Below are 22,863 nucleotides of genomic sequence, written 5' to 3'. Positions count from 1 at the left end.
CTGAAAACTAATATGAACAAAATGATTTTATTTTATAGATCAGCATGAACAATATTCATAGTAAATCACCCATTGATATGGGGATTTTTCATCGCATCGATATCAATTTATACCCACTTTTTATTGCGATTTATGAGCAAAAAAGTATTTCAAAAGCAGCTCAAATCTTGTCGATTACGCAGTCTGCTGCAAGTCATGCCTTGCAACGTTTACGTAGCCATTTAAAGGATGATTTATTTGTTCGCTCTGGCAGCCAAATGCTTCCAACACCTTTTGCAGAACAAAATTACCTGCTTGTTAAAAATGCTTTAATTGCGATTCAAAGTATTTCTATGCAGCAACAAAGCTTCGACCCGAACATGGTTCAAAGCCTAAAAATTGCGATTCATGATGAAATCGAGCCTATTGTTTTCCCAAAATTAGTTGCTCACTTTCAGAAACTTGGACTAAGTATTCAGTTCATGAGTAGTAAGCTGGACCGTAAAACAGTAGATGCTGATTTAGTTTCTCAACAAATTGATTTTGTGATTGATTTGGAACAAAACTTTGGCGATAAAATTCAATTTGAGAGCTTGGTCAAAGACCAGTTTGTGGCTTGTACTCAGCTCCAGCAAATCAATGCTGAATTGTATTTGGCTGCACCGCATATTGGTGTATCTTCGCGGCGTACTGGTGTTTTAGTTGAAGATGTTCATTTAAATCGTAAGCAACTGTCTAGGCAGGTTTTTTTGCGTTGTCAGCACTATTCCACTGCGCTACAAATTCTAGAGCAATATCCCAATGCAATTTTAACGATTCCACAAAATATTTTGAGCCATTTGCATGTTTCCCCTCTGCTCAATATTTTTGATGTTCCTGAGAAACTGCCGCAGATGAATATTGGAATTTATTGGCATAAAAATTTAACTGAAAATAAAAGACACTTTTTCTTGAGGAACGAAATTTATAAAATTTTTGCTTAGGCTATTTTATAAAATTTAAAAAAACTCGAAGCTTGAACTCAGCTTCTTATCTTGACTGTCATTTGGAACCTCTAAACAACCAACGCACCAGTCTTACAAATTAATCCTTGTTTTCCTAATTCCCTATCTTTGTTATTTGCACCATAACCATTTGTAGGGCACTCAATATGAAAGTAAACAATAAGCATCTCATCTCAAGATGCTTAAAATATGGAGTAAATGTTTATTTCTTAATAGCACTTATAAGGAATTAAAGCCGTTTAGAACTTAGCGACCGTACCAAGAATTTATTCTTTTTACATAGCTAACGGTAACTCTTCTTGTTTAGCTCGTTCAAATGCATCAAAAAACTCTTCTTGTTGTACTTCCCTATTTACCACAATGCATACCGCTTTATCTTCTACAGTTTTTTGATCTACCTCTTCGCCCTTGCCACTACGACGGGACTCATATACCGTCCTTTGACGGAAATAACTAAATGGTTCAGCATTACTCATAAAACCGTATTTAGAGTCATGAATATAGTTTTGATAAAAGCTCATAACTTCTGGTGTTGATTCTTTATGCCAACTCGCGAACTCCCAATCATCTACGTCTAAGAAAAACTCATATGCTTTTGAAACCGGTGACAATATTCTAAAAATATTCATTCCACCAGATTTATTAGGTGCTGTTAGGTTTTGTAATTTTTCTAAGCGGCTAATTTCAGTTGCCATATCTGATGGGCCGATCGGTAATAATTCACGAAATTTATTATCTTTACGCACATTTTGACTAACAGAGGCTGTCTTACTTCTCGACAGTGTCCCATACGCACTATAATAAACTTTCATAGCAGCAGTAATTTGATCTTGAACTTTTCCTGTAGACGGTATTTGTGCTTTTACCGCATTATATAAACGCTGTGTTTCGTTTTGAATTTCAAACTGTTCAGTAAATAATGCCCCATATTTTTCTTTTAATTGGTTATAGTCAAACATTCGAACACCTGCACTGACAGCATCTTCCAACATATCTTTCAATGGGATACGGGCAAAGTTATCGTTTACATTCTGGCTGCCAGGTGTATAGCCACCACCCACATCGGAATGCATGCCTGGATAAACGAGTTCTTTCCAATTTGGATTGGAAATTTGACCATTTTCTTTATGAATTAAATCCACAGGGAAAGCAAAGCGCAGCTCATTTCCTGCTACATGGTGCACACACATTTTGATACGTTCATCAATGACCATATCACGACCGTCAAAGGTTAAATTATTATTTAAGTTGGTCGCAGGTAAGCCAAATGAGGCAACGGTATCAAAGATTCCCATAAATTTAAATTCAATGGGGGATTTTCCTGTACCGTAGGTTAAACCATCGCAATCAGATTCGCATTGCCACATAAATTGATTGGTAAAAGCACGTGCTAAAGCGGCACCACGAGAGAAGCCGAATGTAGAAATATTAATTTTTTTAATCAGACGATGTTCCTTTAAACTATTATCAACCTCTGAAAAACTATAAACTTTTTTTTCATTGGCATATTTACTCGTGTCTATTTCTGCTTTTTTCGCATTGATGATCATAACTTGCTTTAAAGCATCATTCAGCTGAGCCTCACCATAATCTAGGCGTCGGGTACCACCTGTCCCCACACCAAGGCCAAAACCACTGTGGTCTTGCAGTATAGCGAGTGCACGTTGAAAAATATTTAACTCTCCGTTAAAACGTGTGCCTACGCCTGATACATAGATTGCATAGTTAGGTTTGTCTTTATCTTTTGTAAGTAAATCAGCATTACGCCATAATCGAGCCGGATTAGACCATTTCTTTTTTTCTTCATCGGCATCCTTATTGTTACCCGTACCATCAAAAAAAACCGAAATATGTACCACATCTGAACAATCCTGTTTTGCGGTAGGTGGAGTGTTAGAAACATCACTATTGGTTTCTACAGTCCTTTTTATAATAGTCTTTGTAAACATTATTTAACCCCATTATTTATTTAGCCTGTCATACCAAGCATCACCTTTTGCAGTAGGATTTGGCCAATTGTTGGATGTGGTAATTTCAATACTATCATCTGGATATAAGTGTACAGCCAAATATTTCATTCCTTTGATATCTTCTTTCGTTAGGCTTACCTCATTCTTAGCATTATGCGTTTGCCCAGTTTTTGCATCTCTCCAAGTGACAATTTGAGTTCCAACTTTTACGGGAGAGGTATTCATAGATCGCCCATATCCACCACCTATTTCTGTACCATTTAATTTAACCATATAACTTGCATATGCTGGATTATAATTAAAAGATACCGTCCCCATATAATAAGTTGCATTTGCTCCAATGCCTGCACAACCTGCAGCACTGAAAACCAAACTGATAGGTAGTAGAAGTAACTTCTTTATATTCATAGTAGTTCCTTGTTTTCTTTAAAAATATTTAATCTATATAAACATGTCTAATTTATATGGTTTAAATAGCTTTGTAGTTCGTTTGATAATCATTTTTTAAACATTATTTAACCCCATTATTTATTCTTTCTCATTTCATCTTGCCATTTTAGCCCCTTTTCGGTTGGATTTGGCCAATTGTTTGACGTAGTAATTTCTACAGTATCATCTGGATATAAATGTGCTGCTAAATATTTCTTACCTTTTAAATGTTCTTTAGTAATGATTACTTGATTTTTAGCAGAGTGTATTTCACCTGTTTTTGCATCTTTCCATGTAATAGTTTGCGGTCCAACTTTTACAAGAGATGTATTCACTCCACTACCAAAACCAGCTCCTATTTCATGACTATTTAATTCAACCATGTAGCTTACATATGTTGGATCATATTTAAATGACGTAGTAGCCATATAATAGGTTGCATTTGGTCCAACACTGGCACATCCAATTAATGCAAAGATAAGTACTGGTATTAAAATTTCTTTTTTAGGATAAATCAGTGTCATTGCTTAAATCTGTCCATATGCCCAATTTCCGATACAGCCAGATAACGCCACTGGTATAATGATAAGCAAGAAAAATAATACTTTGTAATTCATATTTACTCTCTCTTGAGAATTTATGTTTATTCATTTTAATAAGGTGTATAAAAAACTAAAATTGTATTATTCAATTTTAGCCATTACATTATTCATCACTTGATCCATTGTGAACTTTTTATCTTTCAAATGAATCAATTGATACTGTAAATTATCGTCTGACTCAAATTGATCTTTGTAAATCAGCTTTAAACAGATGAAATTTAAAATATCACGTGTACCAGATAAATTGTACGTTCTTGCTTCAGGGATACTCTTAACCACCGACTGATACAATGTATCATCATCAATTTTATCGACTAAAAATGAGTTATTGAGTTTGAGGTAATACATCAAATTATCGGGAAAGGTTGCCTCAACCATCATTTCTTCTTGTTCACTAGAAAAATATAGTGGTGTTTCTATGGATGGAAGTAATTCAACACGCACATTCAAGCCAAATATGCCCTGCAAATTACCTGAACGATCCCAGTACCACCAACTTTGAATCGGTTTAAGCAAGGTTTCAATTTGTTGTGGATTGAATACAGGTCCTTGTACATACAATGTTTTATCGGCTTTGTGGCCAACCAATGTTGCTAAGATAGTCGGATCCCAAAATGCCAACATCATTTCTAGACCACCATCGAATTCGACATCTAAGAATTGGCGTAAGTGTTTATATAAGTAATCAAATGACAAGGGTGAAATAATAATCGTCATTTTGGTCGTGCCAGCGATATTCTTTTCTATCCACTCCCATTCGAGTGCAGTAAAGTCTTTTGGTAATTGCAGTAAATGTGGAGAGATTTCTCTAGCCTTTTCGCCACCTGCTTCTTTCAAGAGGCATTTTTGCCTTAAGTGCTCTAAAACTTTTAAGAATGTTTTATCTTGGGCTGCATCGGCTAATGCATAAACGTTTAATCCAACTTGATCAAGCGGATACTTTTCAAATGTTTTAAAGAAAATTTGGAGACTTTGGTTGCCTATCATTTACATTCCATCTCCTTTGTTAATAAAAGCACTACGTTGTGCTGCCCGTCGAGCGAGACATTCCCAACAAATATTGTTAGGGAAAAGAGGAAGTGTAGGACTTTCACTCGCACCTGCTGTAAAGAGATGTTGACTGGCTTTGGCAGTAAATTTATTTGGTGTAATGACGGTAACCCCATCACCATTGATTTTTAAGGCACTGTCTTTTGCTTTAAATACAATTTCGGTCGGGCTGTGAATTTCTACTTTGCCTTCAGATGAGGTTATTTTGACGTCTAGTCGTGCTGAAACATCTAATACATTGTCTTGTGATTGCAGATCAAATTTGCCTTTTGCTGCATAAATTTTTAGATCTTCTTCACCTGCAAAAACACTAACTTTTTTCTTGGCATTCAAGATGAGGTGTTCATTTGTACTAACATTGATCGATTGACCACCGCCAACGGTAATACTATCCAAAGCATTCATATGAATGTCTTTCCCTGAAACCAGAGAAATACTTTCTGGTGATGCCAAGAGCATCAGAGCATCTTTCGTTGCTTTTAAGTCAGACCATTGTGATTCAATCGTTTTAATATATTGATCAATATTTTCGAGCATATCTGCAGCTTCAGCTTTTTGCTTAACTGCATATTCAGATAGTGCTTTCATACTTTCCAAACTTTCAGTGAAGTTTTGGATTGCTTCTTTTGTCTCTAAGTGTATATCGGTTGCTTTGTCTTGAACAAACGTTGAAAGATATAGCCCTTTACTTCGGATAGCACCTGCATGATCAGTTCTGAGTTCAAAGCCTTCACCACGACCATCACTTTCAGCTTTGTCTTTTGGATGACTTAAATTCCCTAAGTTCAGTTGGCTTGCACCGTGACTGCTATGTAATTGGGCACTGATTTGCCCTGTTGTATCATCAAAACGCAGTTGGTTATAGCCTTCGCCACCGACTTCTTTTGAACGAATCCCACTGAGTTTTTTGGTATCAGGGAGTTGCCCTTTAATATCAAATTTGGTTGGCGAACGCTGCGCTTCGTGAATCCGGCCAGTCACAAATGGACGGTCAATATTGCCATCAAAGAAATCGATAACAACCATTTCATCCTTACGTGGTAAAAAACGTGCACCATAACCTTCGCCTGCCCAAGGGGTGAGAACATCTATCCATGCCGAATCGGTATCAGTGTCATTTGATCCTGCACCACCATCGTGTGCATGGTCTTCTGTACGTGTGAATAAGAAACGGACCTTGATTCGCCCCCATTCATCAACATGGATTTCTTCACCATCACTCACAACTTTAGCGCGTTGTACATGTGCAGTCGGACGGTGAGTCAATGGATCATATTCAGGAACAACCTCTATCGTATGACGTACGACAGTTAGCTCATTTGCTTGGCGTTCTTGATCACTGTCTTTACTCGTTGCCCAATGACTTAAACTTAACAACTTTTCAACTTGATCTTTGATATCTTTTGGAAGGTTATTTTGATTATAAAAATGCTTCGTTAAGATTAAAAATTCTTTATCCTTTGGGCTATGGTTCTTCTCTAACTCTGGATGATCATTCAACTGAAACCAATAGCCAACTTGAGTATCACGTACACTACTATTTGCTATAAAATATTTTGCCTGCAAAACCTGATATTGATTCAGTTGTTTATTGAGTTTATCTAATTGAGCATTTCCTGAAGCAGTAGCCTGATCTTCCCCTTTTAAATCACCAATCCAAGCAGGTGAGATATTCCAAGCTTGCTCCAAAGTTAAGCTTTCATTATCGTGCTGGGCACTGTGTTGATGTGAACTGATCACTGAACCACTTGCATCTTCTTGCCTCAAACGATCCGCTTGCCAACGTTGTACGTGAATGGCTGTCGGTTGTAATTGACGCTGCGCAATAAAGCTTGTAATGCTATCTGATTGTTCTGTGGCATCTGAACGATGATAACGAATGCTTCTTCGCTCAATTGCTTCAAATTGAGCATTATTATCTATTAACTTAAGTATTTGTGGTTCAATACTGTCATCGTTACTTGAGACAAAAAGATGAGACTCACCAACCAACCAATTAATCGACTCTTCGCGTAACAGCCGAGTTAAATAAGCATAATCACTTTCATTCGACTGCATGGAGAAAGGGCGTATATCGTAATTTCTGCTTAAACAACTGGTATCTAATTTTAGGCTAGCAGTAAACAAAGGGCTTTTACTTTGCCATTCTTTGAAAATAATTTCACAAATTTCCACCGCACTTTTATTCATAAATACACGGCTATTACACCGTTTGTGCAGTAAACTCGTGGCATCCTGCATTGTAAGCCGATAGATGCTCAAAGCACCATCACTTTGCCCTTGGCTTGCACCTGTAATAACGCCTGTAGCTCTAAATAGTTGGCCTGAATCAGTCACCTGATCAACGGCAACTTGGCATCCAATAAATTGTTTTAATTCAATATATGGATTTGTAGATAAGCAGATCAGTTCTAAGGATAATCCATCATTAATACCATGATAACCTTCGAGGCGTTGCAGCATGATTTGAGAATTAACTGCTGTATTTGAAAGTTGAATATTAATTGCTCGTTTTTGCAGTCCAAAACCAAGCTTATCCAAAATACTGGAAATGTTATTTATCATTATTATGACCTTAATTTTACAAAAATATGCTAACAAAACAATGTATTGTTCTCAAAACTATTCGGTATATTTTTTGTTATCAGGGATAAATAATTATTTGTCTTATGAAAACATCAGCTTAAATAGCATTCAAATGATTTAAAAGAATCATACAAACTCCCTCAGTTAAACTTGCTATTGGCTTTTTTTATTTCGTTAAAAATTTGTTCCAGTTTACTTGTTTAATTAAACATCTATTTTCTTATGAAAAATAAACACTTGAGATTACTTATAGCATTTTAAATAGTGTATCTGCCATACAATGTCTTTTTGATATTTTTATTTTCCATTGCTCTCCTCTATGTTTGATCACCTGTCCAATAGCTGGCTCATCGGTATTGGCTTCGCCCTTTGCCTGATACTGGTATTTACTTTTTATAAAATACAAAATGCTCTCAGCCAATTTCTCCATCCCTTTAAAAAAGGTAAAACCTATTGGTGCCGGATTACGGCGATAAGTGATGGTGATACACTGACATGCTATCGCTTTAACTTTCGACGCTCAGAAACCAAATTACGCTTTGCCTATATTGATGCGCCTGAGTCGACTCAAAGCTATGGGCCTGAATCCAAACGCTTAATCAAAAAAATGGTTTATCGGAAAGTGGTTCGTGTTCGCATTACAGACATTGACCGTTACGGTCGTTGTGTAGGTGAAATCTACCGTTTTCGGAGAAGTATGAATGAGGAGATGGTCAAACGTGGTGCAGCATGGGTCTATGAGGACTATATTAAGGATAAAAAGCATTTGAAACATATGAATGCTTTACAAAGTCATGCGAAAAAGCACAAGAAAGGTTTATGGCGCGGCACCCGCCCTATTCGCCCGAGTGACTACCGCAAAATGAAGAAGTAGTCGATCTGTAAAGACTAAGTCTAAAAAGCCGCTCCATATAAAGCGGCTTCTTGATTGATTATTTGAAGACCTTAAAGCGTACAGCATCATCCACAAAGCCTTTTTCTTTAGCTTCGCCCTCAACCGAACCAAAGACCAGTTGTGCACGCAGTTTCCAACTTGCAGGCACATCCCACTCAGCATGGACTTCTTCATCTACAATTGGATTGTAATGCTGTAAAGATGCACCTAAACCTAAAGTATGTAATGTAGTCCAAGTTGAAAACTGCGCTATTGCTGTTGAATGCTCTGCCCATACTGGGAAATTTTCAGCATAAGATGGAAATTGCTCTTGTAGGTTCTGAATTACATCTAAATCTTCAAAAAATAAAACTGTTCCTACACCTGCTGCAAAACTGGCCATTTTTGCAGTTGTTTTAGCCGCGCTTTCTTCATCTTTAGCATAAGACTTCAGTTTTTCAGCCACAAAAGTCCAGAACTTTTCATGTTCCGCATTAAATAAAATTACCGCCCGAGATGACTGTGAATTGAACGATGATGGGCTTTGTTTAATGGCAGTTTGAATCAAATCAGTTAAAAATTCAGGGCTGTACTCGACCTTTTTACCAATGGCATAAATGGTACGACGCTTTGTAATTAAGTCGATGAACTGATTTGACATATTATAAAATCCTTACGGTTATACGGTGAATGATGACGCGATGTATCAAGCAATATTAATTCCAATATTTGACCAAATAATAAAATTCAGTGCTTTAGATGCAGTTTAAATACTTTCTTGTGCTCGCAAATACATAGTTTTGCTATCGATATAAAAAATCCTCCATTTGGAGGATTTTTTGAATGACTTAAAATTTGGCTTCTAAGACTTGAGTTGGAATTTTATTTTTCCATAAGTCACGAAGAACGGGTAAATAGAACTTTTCACCCAGTTCAACCAATTCTGCATCGATCAATGCATGAATCTCATGCATAAATAAATAATCGAGTTCAACTGTTTTCAACTGTTGCTGTGCTTTTGCAAATTCTTTGCGTTTTTGTTGTGCACGTTTCACTAGAGCATCGGCAAAATCTTTATCTTTAAACTGTTTGATCGCGTTTAAGCGTAGCTCAATCACGCCCCAACCACTCAACAACAGTTTGAAAAGTTCAAAGTCAGCCGTAGTTGATTCCCATGTCATTTCTTCAAGATTTTCATTTTCAGGTAGAACTGGAAGTAATAACTCCATAACACTTGGGAAAATCTTTTTGAAATTTAAAACAAATTTAACAGGATGTTCACCCGGATAATCGTTAAATTGCACGTTTTTCTGAACATCTGTCAAATAAATATAAAGCATGGTAACTCATCAGCAGTTTATCTTTAGTCGTCCATTGTACCGACTTCGCCCAAAGATAAAAACCGCTGATGTTCATTTGCTCTTTAGTTGAGCATCTGGACCAAGGGCTATTTTACATTTGGGGAAATCATTTGCTCTGGACGTACCACTTCATCAAACTGCTCAGCAGTGACTAAGTTCAACTCTACGGCCACCTGTTTTAAGGCTTTCCCTTCTTTATAAGCTGTTTTGGCAACTTTCGCTGCATTTTCATAGCCAATCACTGGATTTAAGGCTGTAACTAACATCAATGAGTCATGTAAGAAATGATCAATTTTTTCACGGTTCGGTTCAATGCCTACTGCACAGTGATCATTGAAGCTATTACATGCGTCACCCAAAAGCTGAATCGACTGCAACAAATTGAATGCAATCACAGGCATGAACACATTCAACTCAAAGTTACCCGATGCGCCTGCAACATTAATCGTGGTGTCATTGCCTAAGACTTGAGCCACCACCATGGTCATCGCTTCACTTTGAGTCGGATTCACTTTCCCTGGCATAATACTTGAACCTGGTTCATTTTCAGGAATACGTAACTCGCCAAAACCACAACGTGGGCCACTTGCCAACCAGCGTATGTCATTGGCAATCTTATTCAAACTTACCGCAAGTGTTTTCAATGCACCTGATGCAAACACTGCTGCATCACGTCCAGCCAATGCTTCAAATTTATTCGGTGCAGTCACAAAAGGCAGTCCGGTCAACTGTGCCAGTTGCTCCGCTGATTTTTCTGCATAATCAGGATGAGCATTCAGCCCTGTTCCTACAGCCGTTCCACCTAAAGGTAGTTCATACAAACCTAAAAGTGCTTGTTGTAAACGCTTTAAGCCGTGATCGAGCTGAGAAACATAACCACTAAATTCTTGACCTAATGTTAATGGTGTTGCATCTTGTAAATGAGTTCGACCAATTTTGACAATGTCTGAAAATGCTTGAGACTTTGCATCTAAAGTATCTCGAAGCTGGGTAACTGCAGGAATTAATAATTCATTAATTTGAATGCTTGCTGCGACATGAATCGCCGTTGGAAATGAGTCATTGGTTGACTGAGCACGGTTCACGTGATCGTTCGGGTGTACAGGTTTTTGTGCGCCTAAAGGATTGCCGAGTTTCTGATTGGCGATATTCGCAATTACTTCATTACAGTTCATGTTACTTTGCGTGCCTGAACCAGTTTGCCATACTACCAAAGGAAACTGACTATCCCACTGCCCTGCAATCACTTCATCCGCAGCGCCAACGATGTATTGCGCCAATTCTTGTGGAATTTGGTTAAGTTCAGCATTGGTCTGCGCTGCTGCTTTTTTCACTAAGCCCATAGCACGAATCATTGGACGTGGTAGACGTTCACTGCCAATTTTAAAGTTTTGCAAACTACGCTGAGTCTGAGCACCCCAAAGTGCTTCACTCGGTACTTCAACTTCGCCCATCGTGTCATGTTCAATACGTATTTGCATTTTAACCTCTTCCTTTTTAAGTGAATTGCAAAATGATTATTTTGCGCTTGTTTTCCTTATCTTAATGATTAAGCAAAAATATGTAAATGATAATTGTTATCAGTAAATTAATTAACGGCCATCTAAACTTTGTCGGTAGAAACGCCATCCATCTTCAATGGTTTGTTCTAAACTGCGCTTCGCTTCCCAGTATAAAACGTTTTTCGCTTTACTACACTCTGCTGCGACCTGATCTAATTCCACGATGTGCGAATCCACAACATCGACTGTAGCAATGTCACTTTGTGTCACGTTTTCAACTTTTTCAACCAACTGCTGTATCGACACACTTTGACCTGCGATATTAAAAGCTTCACAAGCAAACTGTTGAGTGCTTAACCATTGTAACGAAGCGGCAATCGCATCACAGGCATCGAGGATATGTAAAAAACTACGCTCTACGGTATGATCTGTGGTTTGTGCACTTTTTCTGAGCTCAATGTGATCACGCTGTTTTGCAGCGACTTGCATCAACAGTGGAATAATATTTTTCGGTAAAGGTGGGAACAGTTCTCCGAGCATCGCATTTTCAAATGCACCTGCAACATTGCCCATTCTTAAAATTGCAATTTTCCATTCATTATCCGTTTTTGCTGTATCTCGAATAATTTCCTCGACCATTTGCTGTGATTTGATATACGGATTTGGATAGCCGTAATTCAGCTCTAAATCTTCTTCTAGGTGTAGGCTCGATTCACCATAGACCGCAAGACTTGAAAGATGAACCAAAGTGCGGACACCTGTGCGCTGCATGGCACGCAGCAAACTCATGATACAACTGACATTGTCATTATAGTATTCCAAAGGCTTCAGTACAGATTCTTCAAGCGATTTGAAACTTGCTGCATGCACCACCGCATCGATGGAATACTGCTCAAAAACTTTGTTCAAAGCAGGCGTATTTCGAATATCAATTTTGACAAAAGGCACGTACATGCCGCTAATAAATTCTAATCGTTCAAGAGTTTGTAAGTTCGCATTGGATAAATTGTCTACAATAATGACCTCTTGCCCATGCGCCATAAAGCTCAAAGCAATATGAGAGCCTATAAAGCCTAAACCACCAGTCACTAAAATCATTGTATACATACTCCCTATAATAATCAGCAAGTTGCGTTTTATTGGTGTATTTATGGTGTTTCAAATGACTTATCCACAGATATTAAACGCAAAAAACCGACTCAAAATTCTCTTGAGTCGGCCAATCTGCAAGAGCACTATATCACCATTTTAAAGGTTCGGAATATCGCATGTGTTACAGTTATAGCTATGTACTGTATATCGTTTATGAAAAGGAAAATACTTATTGAAGGAATTGTGTAGCTCGAAATCTTGCTACGTGATTTTGTTCAAAGAGTCTGCAATTGATTTGACAATATTTTTCCCTTTCTATATAGTTAGGCAACTTACTATATTGTAACTAATCAAATGAACATTGATCAAAAATACAAAGCTCTTTTGGGTGAAGCAAAAAAACGAAAATTACCTGATATCGAAGGAATACAACTTTGTTTTATGACTCTTTCACTTGCTTCCAGTATAGATCGTGATTGTGCAAATCAACTCTCTGTTCATGGTCTATCTGAAGGACGATTCATTCTTCTATTTTTACTTGAAGCAGCTGGTGAAGGAATTGCCCCTAAAACTCTTGCAGAACAAGCTGGAATCACTCGCGCGACAGTAACAGGCTTGCTTGATGGCCTTGAACGTGAAGGATTACTAGAACGACAAGCAGACACAAAGGATCGTCGTGCTTTAAAAATACAACTCACTTCAAAAGGAAAGTTAATAGCTAAAGAAGTTTTTGACCAACATAGCCGCTGGATTTCAGGCTTATTTGGCAATCTTTCTTTTGAAGAGCGTGATCAATTGACCCAATTATTAGAAAAAGTCTCAAACAACCTCACCAAAAAGGAATAAATATGAACCACTATCTTGTCGAGCTTTATACTCCAAATTCTGCTTGGAAAGCCTTATCATTCGATGAGCGCAAAAATTATTTAAATAATGTTGGAGCTGCAATGGCGGGACTGTCTGATGCTGGAGTTCAAGCGCTAACCCTAACTCAAATCAACTCTAAAATTGATCAAAGTAGTGAACATCAATTCTTAGCCGTTTGGCACTTCCCAAATCAAGAAGTTTGCAATGCTCTACTTGCAGGTATCAAAGCAAGCGGTTGGTATAACTACTTCGACCATGTAAATGCTGTTGGAGCTGAATGCGATTTCAATGAGCACCTAAATGCGCTCTCTAATATTTGAAATTACAAAATTATTAAATATCAGAGTCATCCTTTACATAAAACTAGGATGACTTTGATTGATCACTTAGTTCTTATTAGTGGTTTAATTAGATCCCCTCATATGATCCAACATTTGAAAGCACTTTTACCTGCAGTAGTAAACGTTCAATTAATATACACAAGAGTAATATATTTTTTTAATCCATCTTTAATACATATTTTTAAAATATATTATATTTAATTGTTAGATAAATTTTAAAATCAAATGCTTAAACCTATACTTTTAATTAGTTCATGTGCTCTTTTAACAGCATGTATTGTTGTTGAATATCCTGTACCAATAGTTGTAAATAAAGAAGTAACCACCACTTCAGATTATCCAAGTAAACCTGCTAATGATCGCTTTAAAGAAGTTCAAATTCGTACCTATGATAATCGCTGTTTAGAGCTCAGTCCTTTTAATCAAAGAGAGCTTTTAGCTTCACGTTGCAAAAATACGTCAAATCAGAAGTTCGTTTACCATCAAAATAAAAGCATAACTGTACAAGGAAAATGCTTAGATGTATCTGGAGCGAATAAAAATGATGGCGCCCAAGTTATTGCATATCAATGTAATAACCAAGCCAATCAAAAATGGTTTTTTGATGGTTACCGTATTCGTAGTCAAGATAGCGGAAAGTGCCTGGATATCTATAATGGCAAAATGAAGATGTATGCCTGCAATAATAATCGCGGCCAGAAGTTCACAATTATTCCCTTAATATAAGGGAGTTTACCTACAAAAAAAGCCCTCAGTAATAGGGCTTTTTTTGTTTGTCGATAAGACTATTAAAACTAAATTAGCTTAGAAGCGGTAACCAACACCGATGTTAAAGCCATTTAATTTAACACTCTCGCCTTCAAATTTAACTTTAGTGCCTTCATAACCTACATGTACAGATACATTTTGTACTGGATTAACTGCAACACCTACACCGTATGCAAACCCAGTTTTAGTAAGGCTACTTGAATAACTGTAACCACCATCAAATTCATGATCGCTATAATCGCTCTTAACGTTAGCAAAACCAGCTAAGGCATATGCACTTACATATTCGTTAAAGCGGTATGCAGGACCAGCTAAAAGTGAAAATGATTTAACTTCAGCTTCTTCTATACCATCACCATAATTAGATTTATCATCACCAGATACATATGATGTAGAAACCACCACACCTACTGGAGATTCATTTTCAAAGCGGTATTGTGCATTCACACCTTTTAAATCTTTAAAATCTTCTGCTTTTGTTTGTGCATAGCCAACAGAAACTGTGTGTTGAGCCGCAACAGCATTAATAGAAACACCCAGTGCGCAAGTAAAAATAGCGCCACGAATAATATTTTGAATCATCTTATACCCTTTATATTGATTATTAGTCATTTTCTAATTTGCAATGACTATTAAGTGAATAAATTCACTACCAATATTATTTCATTATCAATACAAAAAAGGTATTGTAAAATTACATAAAAACCCACCGTTTAGCATATTTATTAACCACTTGTGCGACTTTATACATTTGATCTTTTTATTTTTAAATTTAATATTGATTAGTTTTTTCATATTATTTATCAAAAAACTTCCTACAGCCTTTCAAGAAAGTTTCATTAATATTCATTTCAGGATTATCCTTTTCATCATCACATTGATCTGCATTTTTTAGGTTGTTATCACGTGCGTATTGATAGCCGTAATACTCTTCTGTGCCTTCGGTGAAGCCACCAAGCGTGTCAGGTCTCATTTGATATTGGAAAAAGATGAATGCAGCTATGCCGATGACTGCGAGTACCGCGTTGACGATCCTAAACTGTTTTGAAATCATTTTTATTCTTTATTGGGTTATTATTTGAGCGATGATCATAAAGAATAAACGGGGATAAGTCTATGTGCGCAAACTGCAACACTCTTAAGAAAAAAGACCTCTGTTTAGAAGTCTTTTTTACTATAAAGGTATTTAGAAGGCTGTCCAACCGCCATCAGTTGCCCATGTAGCTCCAGTTATGTTTGATGACTCTTGGGACAACAAGAATAAAATAACACTTGCCTGTTCTGCCGGAGTTGCTTCACGGTGTTTTGAGTCTGAATACTGTAATAAGCCCTGACTTTTAATAAATGATGTATTTGGAATTTTTGCTAGTTCAGGATCTTTTGCACGATCCTTTTGCAATTCAGAAACTTTTTTAAATGCAGCTTCTGTCATGGCTGTTTTTGTAGCCGCCATATTTACCGAATTCACGCGAATACCATATGGTGCATAATCTACTGCGGCATTCTTTGTTAATCCTGTCACTGCATGTTTACTTGCTACATACGCAGGATTCCCACCAAGGCCAGTTAAACCAGCAATGGAACCAATATTAACAATTGATCCACCTTTATTCTGTTTTACCATCTGACGTAATTCTGATCTCAATGAACAAAACATACCTGTCGCATTAACTGCAATTGTTTTATTCCAATATTCATCGGTGGCCTGATGAATTGGAGCAAATAGCTGATTTCTCTGCTTTTCAACATTAATTTTTGCATCTGGCGGTATTCCATCCATTACACCAGCGGCGTTTAGCACTCCATCAATCTGTCCAAATTTGCTGACTGCAACATCCACCATTCGATCACATTCAGGTGTCTTACTAACATCTGTATGTATAAATACTGCTTTTCCACCTAATTTTATAATCTCTTGCGCTGTCTGTTCACCTTCTTTTTTTAGAACATCTGCAATAACAATATTTGCACCTTCTTTTGCTGCACGGACTGCTGATGCCTTACCAATGCCACGTGCGCCACCTGTTATAAGAATAGTTTTTCCCTCAAAACGTCCTGGGACATAGTAACTGTCTGGTATAGCTTCAATGTCTAGCGCAAATGCAGTTGGGCTAATTCCTGTGATTAAAGCAACTGAAGTTGCAACACTAAGTGCTAATTTTTTCATTTCGTAATTATCCTTCTTTATAAAATTAAAATGCATAACGTACAAACACCATGCTGCTCCACCAATCTTTCTCTTGACCGTTTAGAGCTAGCTTTACTGCATCTCCAGGTTGTGTATAAGCAATATGTCCATGCACGTACAATTTTTTGGAGTAAAAATATTTCAGCGTTAGGTTTAGCTCTTGCCCGTAGTCTTTAGACTGTAGGAATGAAAGTGCTGGGTTACCACCTAAATTTAAATCGGAATCTGCTTTGAATATCCAGTACTGAGGAACCAACTCAATTTTTTGATGTGGTTTAAAACGAGCCTGAAAACGATGCGAAATCAAATTTGAATCTTGAACAACTTTAAAGTGATTAATACCTTGCACCCATTGCTCTCCATTTCCACCTGACAGCAATGGATCCCAACGTTCATAACGTTCAGTTTTAGGATTATCTCCTGTAAATTTTGCATAACGATAACTAAAACTTGGGGAATATTTTAAGGCTGGCCAGCTATAACCCGCTTCTGCACTATATCCCTCAGCCTTCATATCAATATTATCGTGAGTTTGCTGCGCGTATTCACCTGCGAGGAAAACTCCTGATTGATTTGCAACAGTATTCTTCCAGTGTGCACGCACATCCCAAACATTTAAGCCTTCTCGTGTGTGCTTCTGACCATCAGGCATGTAATAACCAGCATTGGATTTAGGTACGGTTAAGTAACTAAAGCCTAAATCAGTATTTTGAAAGTTTGTTTGAGCATTGATACCATTAATTACGGTCTTTGTATCAAGTGTAGGGAGTTCATCTGGATCAACACTAAATAGTTCCAAGCGATGACGGTTATATTGCAGTTGGACTTTCCCCACAAAGTCTGCCGACCATCTTGCATTGGATTGTAGTGCGGCTCTTTCGCCACCATTTGAAGCCGTATTTACAATTAGCATTCCATCACCAAGGGTAAATTTTTCACGGCCTGCAGAGATGTTTAAAAGGGTTCTATTGCCTGCGAGCGTCGTTCTTCCTGTGACCAGCCCAACGAATGCATCTTCAACGGCTAGATGGCTCCTAGTTTTATTTGTAAATATCTCTTGCCCAGTAGAAAATGAACCAATCGCACTCACACCTCCATAGCTATATGTAGTTTCATTAAGCGGGTACATTCCATATAAACCGCTATGTACAAAACTTTCAACCCAGCTATCAAAACCTGATCCAGACGGTTTACCATCTACAAGTGGATTACCTTGAAGCATGGTATCCGGATTTCCATACCACGCATTCTGGTTGGCATAGTACATGCCTAATAAGTCGAGTTTGGCTTTTAGAAATTTTCCATTAGCATCATAAAGCACAGGAAAGCTTTTCTTTTCCTTATCAAGTAAGATGCCTTTTTCTAAATTTTGCTCTGTCTCAGGTTTGAGCTGTAACTGTATTTTAATGTTAATCCCACCATACACCCCACTTTCTACTATATATGTGGCGTTAATTAAGTAAGGATTCCTTTTGATTCTCATCAAATTAAAATCTATTTTTTCTTCTGTAACATGATCCCCAGGATACATACCTAAGGTTTTTCGAACCTGATCTGTAAGTTTATGATTATAAGCATCATCTTGTGTTGGGTTGAGGATCTCTATTCTTAATTCATCAATTCGACCATTCGTAGTTTCTAATAATGCATTTTCTGCTTGAGCAATGCTTGGCAACAAACAAGTAGAAGCCATGACTATAATTAAGCCATTAATAAGTAGATATTTTTTTCCCAACCCACCTTTTGACATCATGGCTGTATCCTGATAAAGAATTTATAAAAATAAAAAAAGCTATCGACTGATCCTTACACCAATAACATTTCGTTATGTAATCCTAAACATTTTTCTATAAAATAAAAACCTAGTAAAAACATATGCTTTAGAGCAATTTGAGTTATTCTTCTAGTTTTTTCTATTTTTAGTTCTTAATTCCAATTGTTTAGTTTTATCATTAATTAAAAAAATATTTCATCTTTATTTATAACTTTAGTGTTTTTCATAAACAATATATATTTTAGTAAATAAGTATTTTTTTTAGTCCATAAATAGTTCAAATATAAAATGGATACGTTGCTCACGTACTTAAACTTCAAAAAAATAGGAAGCGAAATCTAATGGCCTATATCACTAAAGATGGCAAATGGCTTGCCTATAGAGATGCAAGTGAAGAACATGAATATGACGATTTTTCAGATGTTCAGCAAGTTTATCAACCTGAATGGTTTTGGGTCGACAACAAAGATGATGCAAAAGTTTTTCATGCAGAGAGTATCGCTAGTTCATTTCTAGTAAGACGACGAGGGGAGTTTTGGAAAGGTGCTAAGGTTGTTGGGAAATGAAAAAGTTAGAAGTTGTTTTTACAGTAATTTTAGTGATTACCATTCTTTGGGGAATACAGTGGATGTTTCATGGTTTTCCAGTAAAAACTTCAAATATTAGTAATTCTAAACCTACTGGGGATATAGAATCCAACTTAGATGAATTCTTAAATGATCCGGCTTTATCACAAATAATAGAAAGCTGTATCCCTCTTTATAATGCTCATTTCAGAAAACTAAATCCTCAAGAAAAAAAACTACCAGATTTAATTACAACTTATGATTTTAGTAAAAATCAATTAATTAAAACCAACCAACATACAAAAATGTATGAAGCTAACTTATCAAATATAAATACTATTAATGAGTTCTTTAATGTATTAGATAGCCCAATAAGCGATCCCAAAATACTACAACAATGTTTCGGAAATTATGGTTACACACTTCATGACATGAGAAGAATTAAGAAAAAATTTAGCAATTTTGCAAACTCAAATTAATTAAACACCCCACTATTAGCATAATAAAGCTTATTTGAAACTGCCCTCACTCAGAGGGCTTTCTCAATTCACACACTGCACACATACTGTGACATGAACCTTCGTCGAAATCGAATGTGCTGTACAACCTGATAACAAGATGCTCAGCATTAAGACTTTGATCATAATAGAAACAAGCCCTTTTCTTTAGCACGACGATTAACAAGCCCTTGCATGCGTTTACCGCCAGCATTTACCCATACATCAAACTGATCCGCTGCCCCTTGAATGTCATTGTCATTTAACTTTTTAACTAAAGTCGATTTGCTAAATGCTCCAGTCCCAATGTTGTAGGCAAGTGATACCAGTGCATCGAATTGATTTTGATTAAGCGTAACCGTGACGGCCTTATTTACAGCAGATTCAAATTTCTTTAAATCATGGGCCATATAAGCTTTTGCCTGTGCTTCTGTGCAGGTATCACCTTTCTTAACTTTAATGCCGTTCGGATAAACCGTGGTACCGAATCCAATCGTCCACACTCCCACTCCATCGTCATAAGCAGTAAGTCGCTTTCCCTCAAAACTACAGATGAGATCCACACCAAAAGGACTAACGGTCATTTGGTCGATCTCAACACCCAACATATCAGCCACTGATGCATCTGTGGCTGTAGCAATGACTTGATTAGCAGCATCAACTTGTTTTTGAGTAAGTGTTCCACCGCTGATCTTTCTTAAAAAATCAAATATTTGTTTCATTTTTCACTTACTCACTTAAACATCGCTTTAAAAGCTGATCGAATTTCAAAGATTAATTCACCAATGGTTTTACCACGTAATAGCTGAATAGCTTGATACCAGATGCCAATTAACAACATTCCGAAAATCGCAAAGATCAACATTACAAAGCCTTGCGTCATATGTGAATAGACATGCCAACCATAGTATTCAATGAATGCTGAACCACCATACAGACTAATTGCTACGCTAAAGGTGAATTTCATAATCACACCCATGGTGATTTTAATGCGTCCTTCAGTGTCGATATCTCCCGATAATGTCAAGGCAAAGATTGCCCCAACCACTGCAGCTATAATTTTAAAAAGCCATGGTAGGCCCTTGATGCTTAAAGGGTCATTCATAGACCACTCCTAATTTTTGGCAATAAAAAAGCGCCCTAATGAGCGCCATACACTTTTCTAAACTTAAACTTCGATTTGAATCACTTCCCCCAATGGTGCGAGTCGTTTGATCTCACCATCAGATACGAATACGGTTGCTCCTAAGTTGTAACGTGTTGAACTGGTGACCAGATTCAACCCTGAACCACCCACCACCAACACTTTGTAATTGGGATGGTCCACACTGGTAATCGTTCCTACAAACTCTGCAGCCGTAGGAAGTAAATCAATTAAACGCTGTAAAGCATTACTCACGATTGACGCGCTCCACTTTTACGGTTTGATTGACCAGCGCATGGCTGAACGAGACGCTGACACTTTCTACAATGCCCCACCATTCAGCATTAAAGGCAAGGATTTCTCCCGGCACACATTCACCCACTTCAGGCGAAATTGGCATACTGTAGGTATGGGTTTCGACCATTCCTGCTTTGGCAAGTTTGGCTTTACCATAAGCCCCCATGCTGACATGGTTAAACAGTGGGTTGTTTTCAGGCTGAAGTAAGGTATCGGCACTGGTTCCAGTGCGTTTCACTTGAGCGACCAGCGCCTTTCGATCATTGGTCAGCGTAATGCCGTTGTAATCAGGATAGATCTGATAATCAGTCGATTGACTCACCACCGCAGACTCAGGCAACATGCGATCATACTCAGCGATCGATAGCACATCCCAAAAGGTCTTTTTATACAGCGGTTTAATAGTGAGTGTATTGCTACCCTTTTCGCTATAAATAAACCCACCACCGCTTTCAACCACCATCTTGATGGCATCCATCGGTGCTAAGTTGGAATAACTTAAGCATTCACGCTCAACAATCCAGCCCAACGCATCGATCAACTGCCAATTCAGTACCGTATCGCTAAAAACGCGATCCAGCTCCGCCTGACATAACTGGACTGAGGTTCGATCGTTCTCTTGTAAGAATGAGCGTAAAGGTGCTGTCGGTGCAGCAAGCAGCGCGGTTTGACTGCGACCAATCAAGGTATAGGTATCTTGGGCAAACTTACGAGAACGTCGACGGTTCTCAAGCAACATTTGATGCTCGGTACCATTCACGATAATTTTCAAAATCACAGGTCGGCCATTGATCGGTTCAAGTTTGCCAATCTGGGATGCTGGTACGGTCAAAGTATAGGACCAACACCAACAGCTACGATCGGTACTGTAATTCCCGTCATAGACTTCAATCACTACGCCATTGTCGAGGCGTGTCACAGATAAACTATTCAATATGTACCACCAATTACGATTTGGTATACCAGGTATGCAATCATCCTCACCAAAGTTGAGAACAACATCATGCGAATCCACTTCATGGCATAGACATACAAACTCAAGATCGCCCGTACCTTCATATTGAGGAATCTCAGGCTCTGGCCATGGTTCAATCGGATGTTTGCGATAATGAATGGATTTGGCTTTATCCCAAGGGATCTCATCTTGTGTGACCAGCTCTAGCCCTTTATCCCAATCAAAGCTAAAGCGCTTCTCAAAGACATGCGCGACTTGGTGTGAAAATGAGATGTTGCGCCGCTTTCGGATCATCTCCTGATGGTCGAATTCACGATTCAATCGAAGCTTGATCGATTCATCAAAATACACATCACGTGCAATCCGGATCTTCAGGTTTTCTTGCCAACGTACGCCTTGGTTACGACTAAGCTTCGCGCCTTGATCAAATGCCATACGAATTGATTCAGATAACGTCCGTCCACGCTGAAAGCCAATGTCATTGCCATGATTCACCAACAATCCACGGTCATAAAAAAAGGTGTCATTTGACACCCTTAAGATTGGTTTCGCCCAGGGTATTTCCGTTGAGCCAAGCTGAGTGATTGCACGTTCAAATACAGCACTGAATCTCAGTTCAACCCCGAGCTGATGGTTGATATCAAACAAGGCATCAAAGACGGGATTAAATGATGTATTGATCACTGCATCAAGGGAACAATATGCATTAATCCCCACCACGTGCAGTTCAGGGGTAAATCCTGTATTGATAGTGGCTTCAAGTGTTGCTGTTTGTCCTGATACAGCATGAAACTTGGCATTAAATGAAACATCAATTTCTGCTTCAAGTGCATTGAAATCAAAACTCAGTGCCTGAAACAAAGCTAAAAATGAGGTATCAATCGTTGCTTCAAGTGATGCAAGGTTTTGTTCATCCGCACCAAAATTAAGATCGGTAGAGCCCGTTACAATGTCTTTAAAATTGAGATTTACATGATGTGCATCAGGTGGAATATAGTTCGCCACATGTCCACCTCT

24 protein-coding genes are annotated in these 22,863 nt (G+C 37.8%); 7 read left to right on the top strand and 17 right to left on the bottom strand.

Annotated elements, in window-relative coordinates:
- Positions 1 to 44 precede the first annotated feature (44 nt).
- Positions 45 to 962 (top strand): LysR family transcriptional regulator, encoded by a 918-nt coding sequence (locus RR876_RS14675; protein WP_332477871.1) that lies wholly within the window; start codon positions 45 to 47, stop codon positions 960 to 962.
- 296 nt (positions 963 to 1,258) lie between these two features.
- Here the strand turns inward: RR876_RS14675 and RR876_RS14670 are convergent, their stop codons facing one another.
- From RR876_RS14670 to RR876_RS14650, 5 genes are all read right to left on the bottom strand, one after another.
- A complete protein-coding gene (locus tag RR876_RS14670) occupies positions 1,259 to 2,932 on the bottom strand; it encodes a DUF2235 domain-containing protein (protein WP_332477870.1) in 1,674 nt (557 codons plus the stop codon).
- Between the two features lie 12 nt (positions 2,933 to 2,944).
- Positions 2,945 to 3,361 (bottom strand): hypothetical protein, encoded by a 417-nt coding sequence (locus tag RR876_RS14665; RefSeq protein ID WP_332477869.1) that lies wholly within the window; start codon positions 3,359 to 3,361, stop codon positions 2,945 to 2,947.
- A gap of 116 nt (positions 3,362 to 3,477) precedes the next feature.
- Entirely contained in the window at positions 3,478 to 3,906 is a 429-nt protein-coding gene (locus tag RR876_RS14660) for a hypothetical protein (RefSeq protein ID WP_332477868.1), read from the bottom strand.
- A 159-nt stretch (positions 3,907 to 4,065) separates the two neighbouring features.
- The gene (locus RR876_RS14655; protein ID WP_332477867.1) at positions 4,066 to 4,971 is read right to left on the bottom strand and encodes a DUF4123 domain-containing protein; all 906 of its coding nucleotides are present in this window, start codon (positions 4,969 to 4,971) and stop codon (positions 4,066 to 4,068) included.
- Complete coding sequence (locus RR876_RS14650; protein ID WP_332477866.1) at positions 4,972 to 7,599, bottom strand: type VI secretion system Vgr family protein; 2,628 nt, start codon at positions 7,597 to 7,599, stop codon at positions 4,972 to 4,974. It lies immediately after the preceding gene.
- Between the two features lie 340 nt (positions 7,600 to 7,939).
- Between RR876_RS14650 and RR876_RS14645 the strand changes: the two genes are divergently transcribed.
- Positions 7,940 to 8,494 (top strand): thermonuclease family protein, encoded by a 555-nt coding sequence (locus tag RR876_RS14645; protein ID WP_332477865.1) that lies wholly within the window; start codon positions 7,940 to 7,942, stop codon positions 8,492 to 8,494.
- A 58-nt stretch (positions 8,495 to 8,552) separates the two neighbouring features.
- Here RR876_RS14645 and RR876_RS14640 read toward each other — a convergent pair whose 3' ends face one another.
- The 4 genes from RR876_RS14640 to RR876_RS14625 all read right to left on the bottom strand — a co-directional run bounded on the left by RR876_RS14640 (position 8,553) and on the right by RR876_RS14625 (position 12,455).
- Positions 8,553 to 9,155: a nitroreductase family protein gene (locus RR876_RS14640; protein WP_332477864.1), complete on the bottom strand. Its 603-nt coding sequence runs from the start codon at positions 9,153 to 9,155 to the stop codon at positions 8,553 to 8,555.
- Positions 9,156 to 9,342: 187 nt separating this feature from the next.
- Positions 9,343 to 9,834 carry a hypothetical protein gene (locus tag RR876_RS14635; RefSeq protein WP_332477863.1) on the bottom strand — a complete coding sequence of 164 codons (492 nt, stop codon included), beginning with the start codon at positions 9,832 to 9,834 and terminating at the stop codon, positions 9,343 to 9,345.
- A 107-nt stretch (positions 9,835 to 9,941) separates the two neighbouring features.
- Complete coding sequence (fumC, locus tag RR876_RS14630) at positions 9,942 to 11,336, bottom strand: class II fumarate hydratase (protein ID WP_332477862.1); 1,395 nt, start codon at positions 11,334 to 11,336, stop codon at positions 9,942 to 9,944.
- Between the two features lie 111 nt (positions 11,337 to 11,447).
- On the bottom strand, positions 11,448 to 12,455 hold the full coding sequence (locus RR876_RS14625; RefSeq protein ID WP_332477861.1) for an NAD-dependent epimerase/dehydratase family protein: 1,008 nt from the start codon (positions 12,453 to 12,455) through the stop codon (positions 11,448 to 11,450).
- Positions 12,456 to 12,803: 348 nt separating this feature from the next.
- On the opposite strand from RR876_RS14625, the gene RR876_RS14620 reads away from it, so the two are divergent.
- From RR876_RS14620 to RR876_RS14610, 3 genes are all read left to right on the top strand, one after another.
- Positions 12,804 to 13,295 carry a MarR family transcriptional regulator gene (locus tag RR876_RS14620; RefSeq protein ID WP_332477860.1) on the top strand — a complete coding sequence of 164 codons (492 nt, stop codon included), beginning with the start codon at positions 12,804 to 12,806 and terminating at the stop codon, positions 13,293 to 13,295.
- 2 nt (positions 13,296 to 13,297) lie between these two features.
- On the top strand, positions 13,298 to 13,636 hold the full coding sequence (locus RR876_RS14615) for a DUF6616 family protein (protein WP_332477859.1): 339 nt from the start codon (positions 13,298 to 13,300) through the stop codon (positions 13,634 to 13,636).
- A gap of 246 nt (positions 13,637 to 13,882) precedes the next feature.
- Positions 13,883 to 14,383, top strand: a complete 501-nt coding sequence (locus RR876_RS14610) for a ricin-type beta-trefoil lectin domain protein (RefSeq protein ID WP_332477858.1) — start codon at positions 13,883 to 13,885, stop codon at positions 14,381 to 14,383.
- Positions 14,384 to 14,461: 78 nt separating this feature from the next.
- On the opposite strand, the gene RR876_RS14605 is transcribed toward RR876_RS14610, so the two are convergent.
- From RR876_RS14605 to RR876_RS14590, 4 genes are all read right to left on the bottom strand, one after another.
- Positions 14,462 to 15,037, bottom strand: a complete 576-nt coding sequence (locus RR876_RS14605; RefSeq protein WP_332477857.1) for an Ail/Lom family outer membrane beta-barrel protein — start codon at positions 15,035 to 15,037, stop codon at positions 14,462 to 14,464.
- A gap of 184 nt (positions 15,038 to 15,221) precedes the next feature.
- The gene (locus RR876_RS14600; protein WP_332477856.1) at positions 15,222 to 15,479 is read right to left on the bottom strand and encodes a hypothetical protein; all 258 of its coding nucleotides are present in this window, start codon (positions 15,477 to 15,479) and stop codon (positions 15,222 to 15,224) included.
- A gap of 132 nt (positions 15,480 to 15,611) precedes the next feature.
- Positions 15,612 to 16,592, bottom strand: a complete 981-nt coding sequence (locus tag RR876_RS14595; protein WP_332477855.1) for an SDR family NAD(P)-dependent oxidoreductase — start codon at positions 16,590 to 16,592, stop codon at positions 15,612 to 15,614.
- A gap of 25 nt (positions 16,593 to 16,617) precedes the next feature.
- Positions 16,618 to 18,366: an alginate export family protein gene (locus RR876_RS14590; RefSeq protein WP_332477854.1), complete on the bottom strand. Its 1,749-nt coding sequence runs from the start codon at positions 18,364 to 18,366 to the stop codon at positions 16,618 to 16,620.
- Between the two features lie 362 nt (positions 18,367 to 18,728).
- Here RR876_RS14590 and RR876_RS14585 point away from each other — a divergent pair, with 362 nt between their 5' ends.
- Both RR876_RS14585 and RR876_RS14580 read left to right on the top strand, forming a co-directional pair.
- The gene (locus RR876_RS14585; protein WP_332477853.1) at positions 18,729 to 18,953 is read left to right on the top strand and encodes a hypothetical protein; all 225 of its coding nucleotides are present in this window, start codon (positions 18,729 to 18,731) and stop codon (positions 18,951 to 18,953) included.
- Positions 18,950 to 19,432, top strand: a complete 483-nt coding sequence (locus tag RR876_RS14580) for a hypothetical protein (RefSeq protein ID WP_332477852.1) — start codon at positions 18,950 to 18,952, stop codon at positions 19,430 to 19,432. Before RR876_RS14585 ends, RR876_RS14580 begins: the two co-directional genes overlap by 4 nt.
- A 161-nt stretch (positions 19,433 to 19,593) precedes the next feature.
- On the opposite strand, the gene RR876_RS14575 is transcribed toward RR876_RS14580, so the two are convergent.
- The 4 genes from RR876_RS14575 to RR876_RS14560 form a co-directional block, all read right to left on the bottom strand.
- On the bottom strand, positions 19,594 to 20,172 hold the full coding sequence (locus RR876_RS14575; RefSeq protein WP_332477851.1) for a lysozyme: 579 nt from the start codon (positions 20,170 to 20,172) through the stop codon (positions 19,594 to 19,596).
- Positions 20,173 to 20,183: 11 nt separating this feature from the next.
- Positions 20,184 to 20,555: a hypothetical protein gene (locus tag RR876_RS14570; protein ID WP_087010935.1), complete on the bottom strand. Its 372-nt coding sequence runs from the start codon at positions 20,553 to 20,555 to the stop codon at positions 20,184 to 20,186.
- Between the two features lie 63 nt (positions 20,556 to 20,618).
- A complete protein-coding gene (locus RR876_RS14565) occupies positions 20,619 to 20,849 on the bottom strand; it encodes a hypothetical protein (RefSeq protein WP_004980417.1) in 231 nt (76 codons plus the stop codon).
- Positions 20,842 to 22,851 carry a hypothetical protein gene (locus tag RR876_RS14560; RefSeq protein ID WP_332477850.1) on the bottom strand — a complete coding sequence of 670 codons (2,010 nt, stop codon included), beginning with the start codon at positions 22,849 to 22,851 and terminating at the stop codon, positions 20,842 to 20,844. The genes RR876_RS14565 and RR876_RS14560 overlap by 8 nt, the downstream gene beginning before the upstream one ends.
- Between the last annotated feature and the right edge of the window lie 12 nt (positions 22,852 to 22,863).

The organism is Acinetobacter sp. (assembly GCF_036666595.1).
Taxonomy (GTDB): Bacteria; Pseudomonadota; Gammaproteobacteria; order Pseudomonadales; family Moraxellaceae; genus Acinetobacter.
This window is presented reverse-complemented; position numbering and strand designations above follow the sequence as displayed.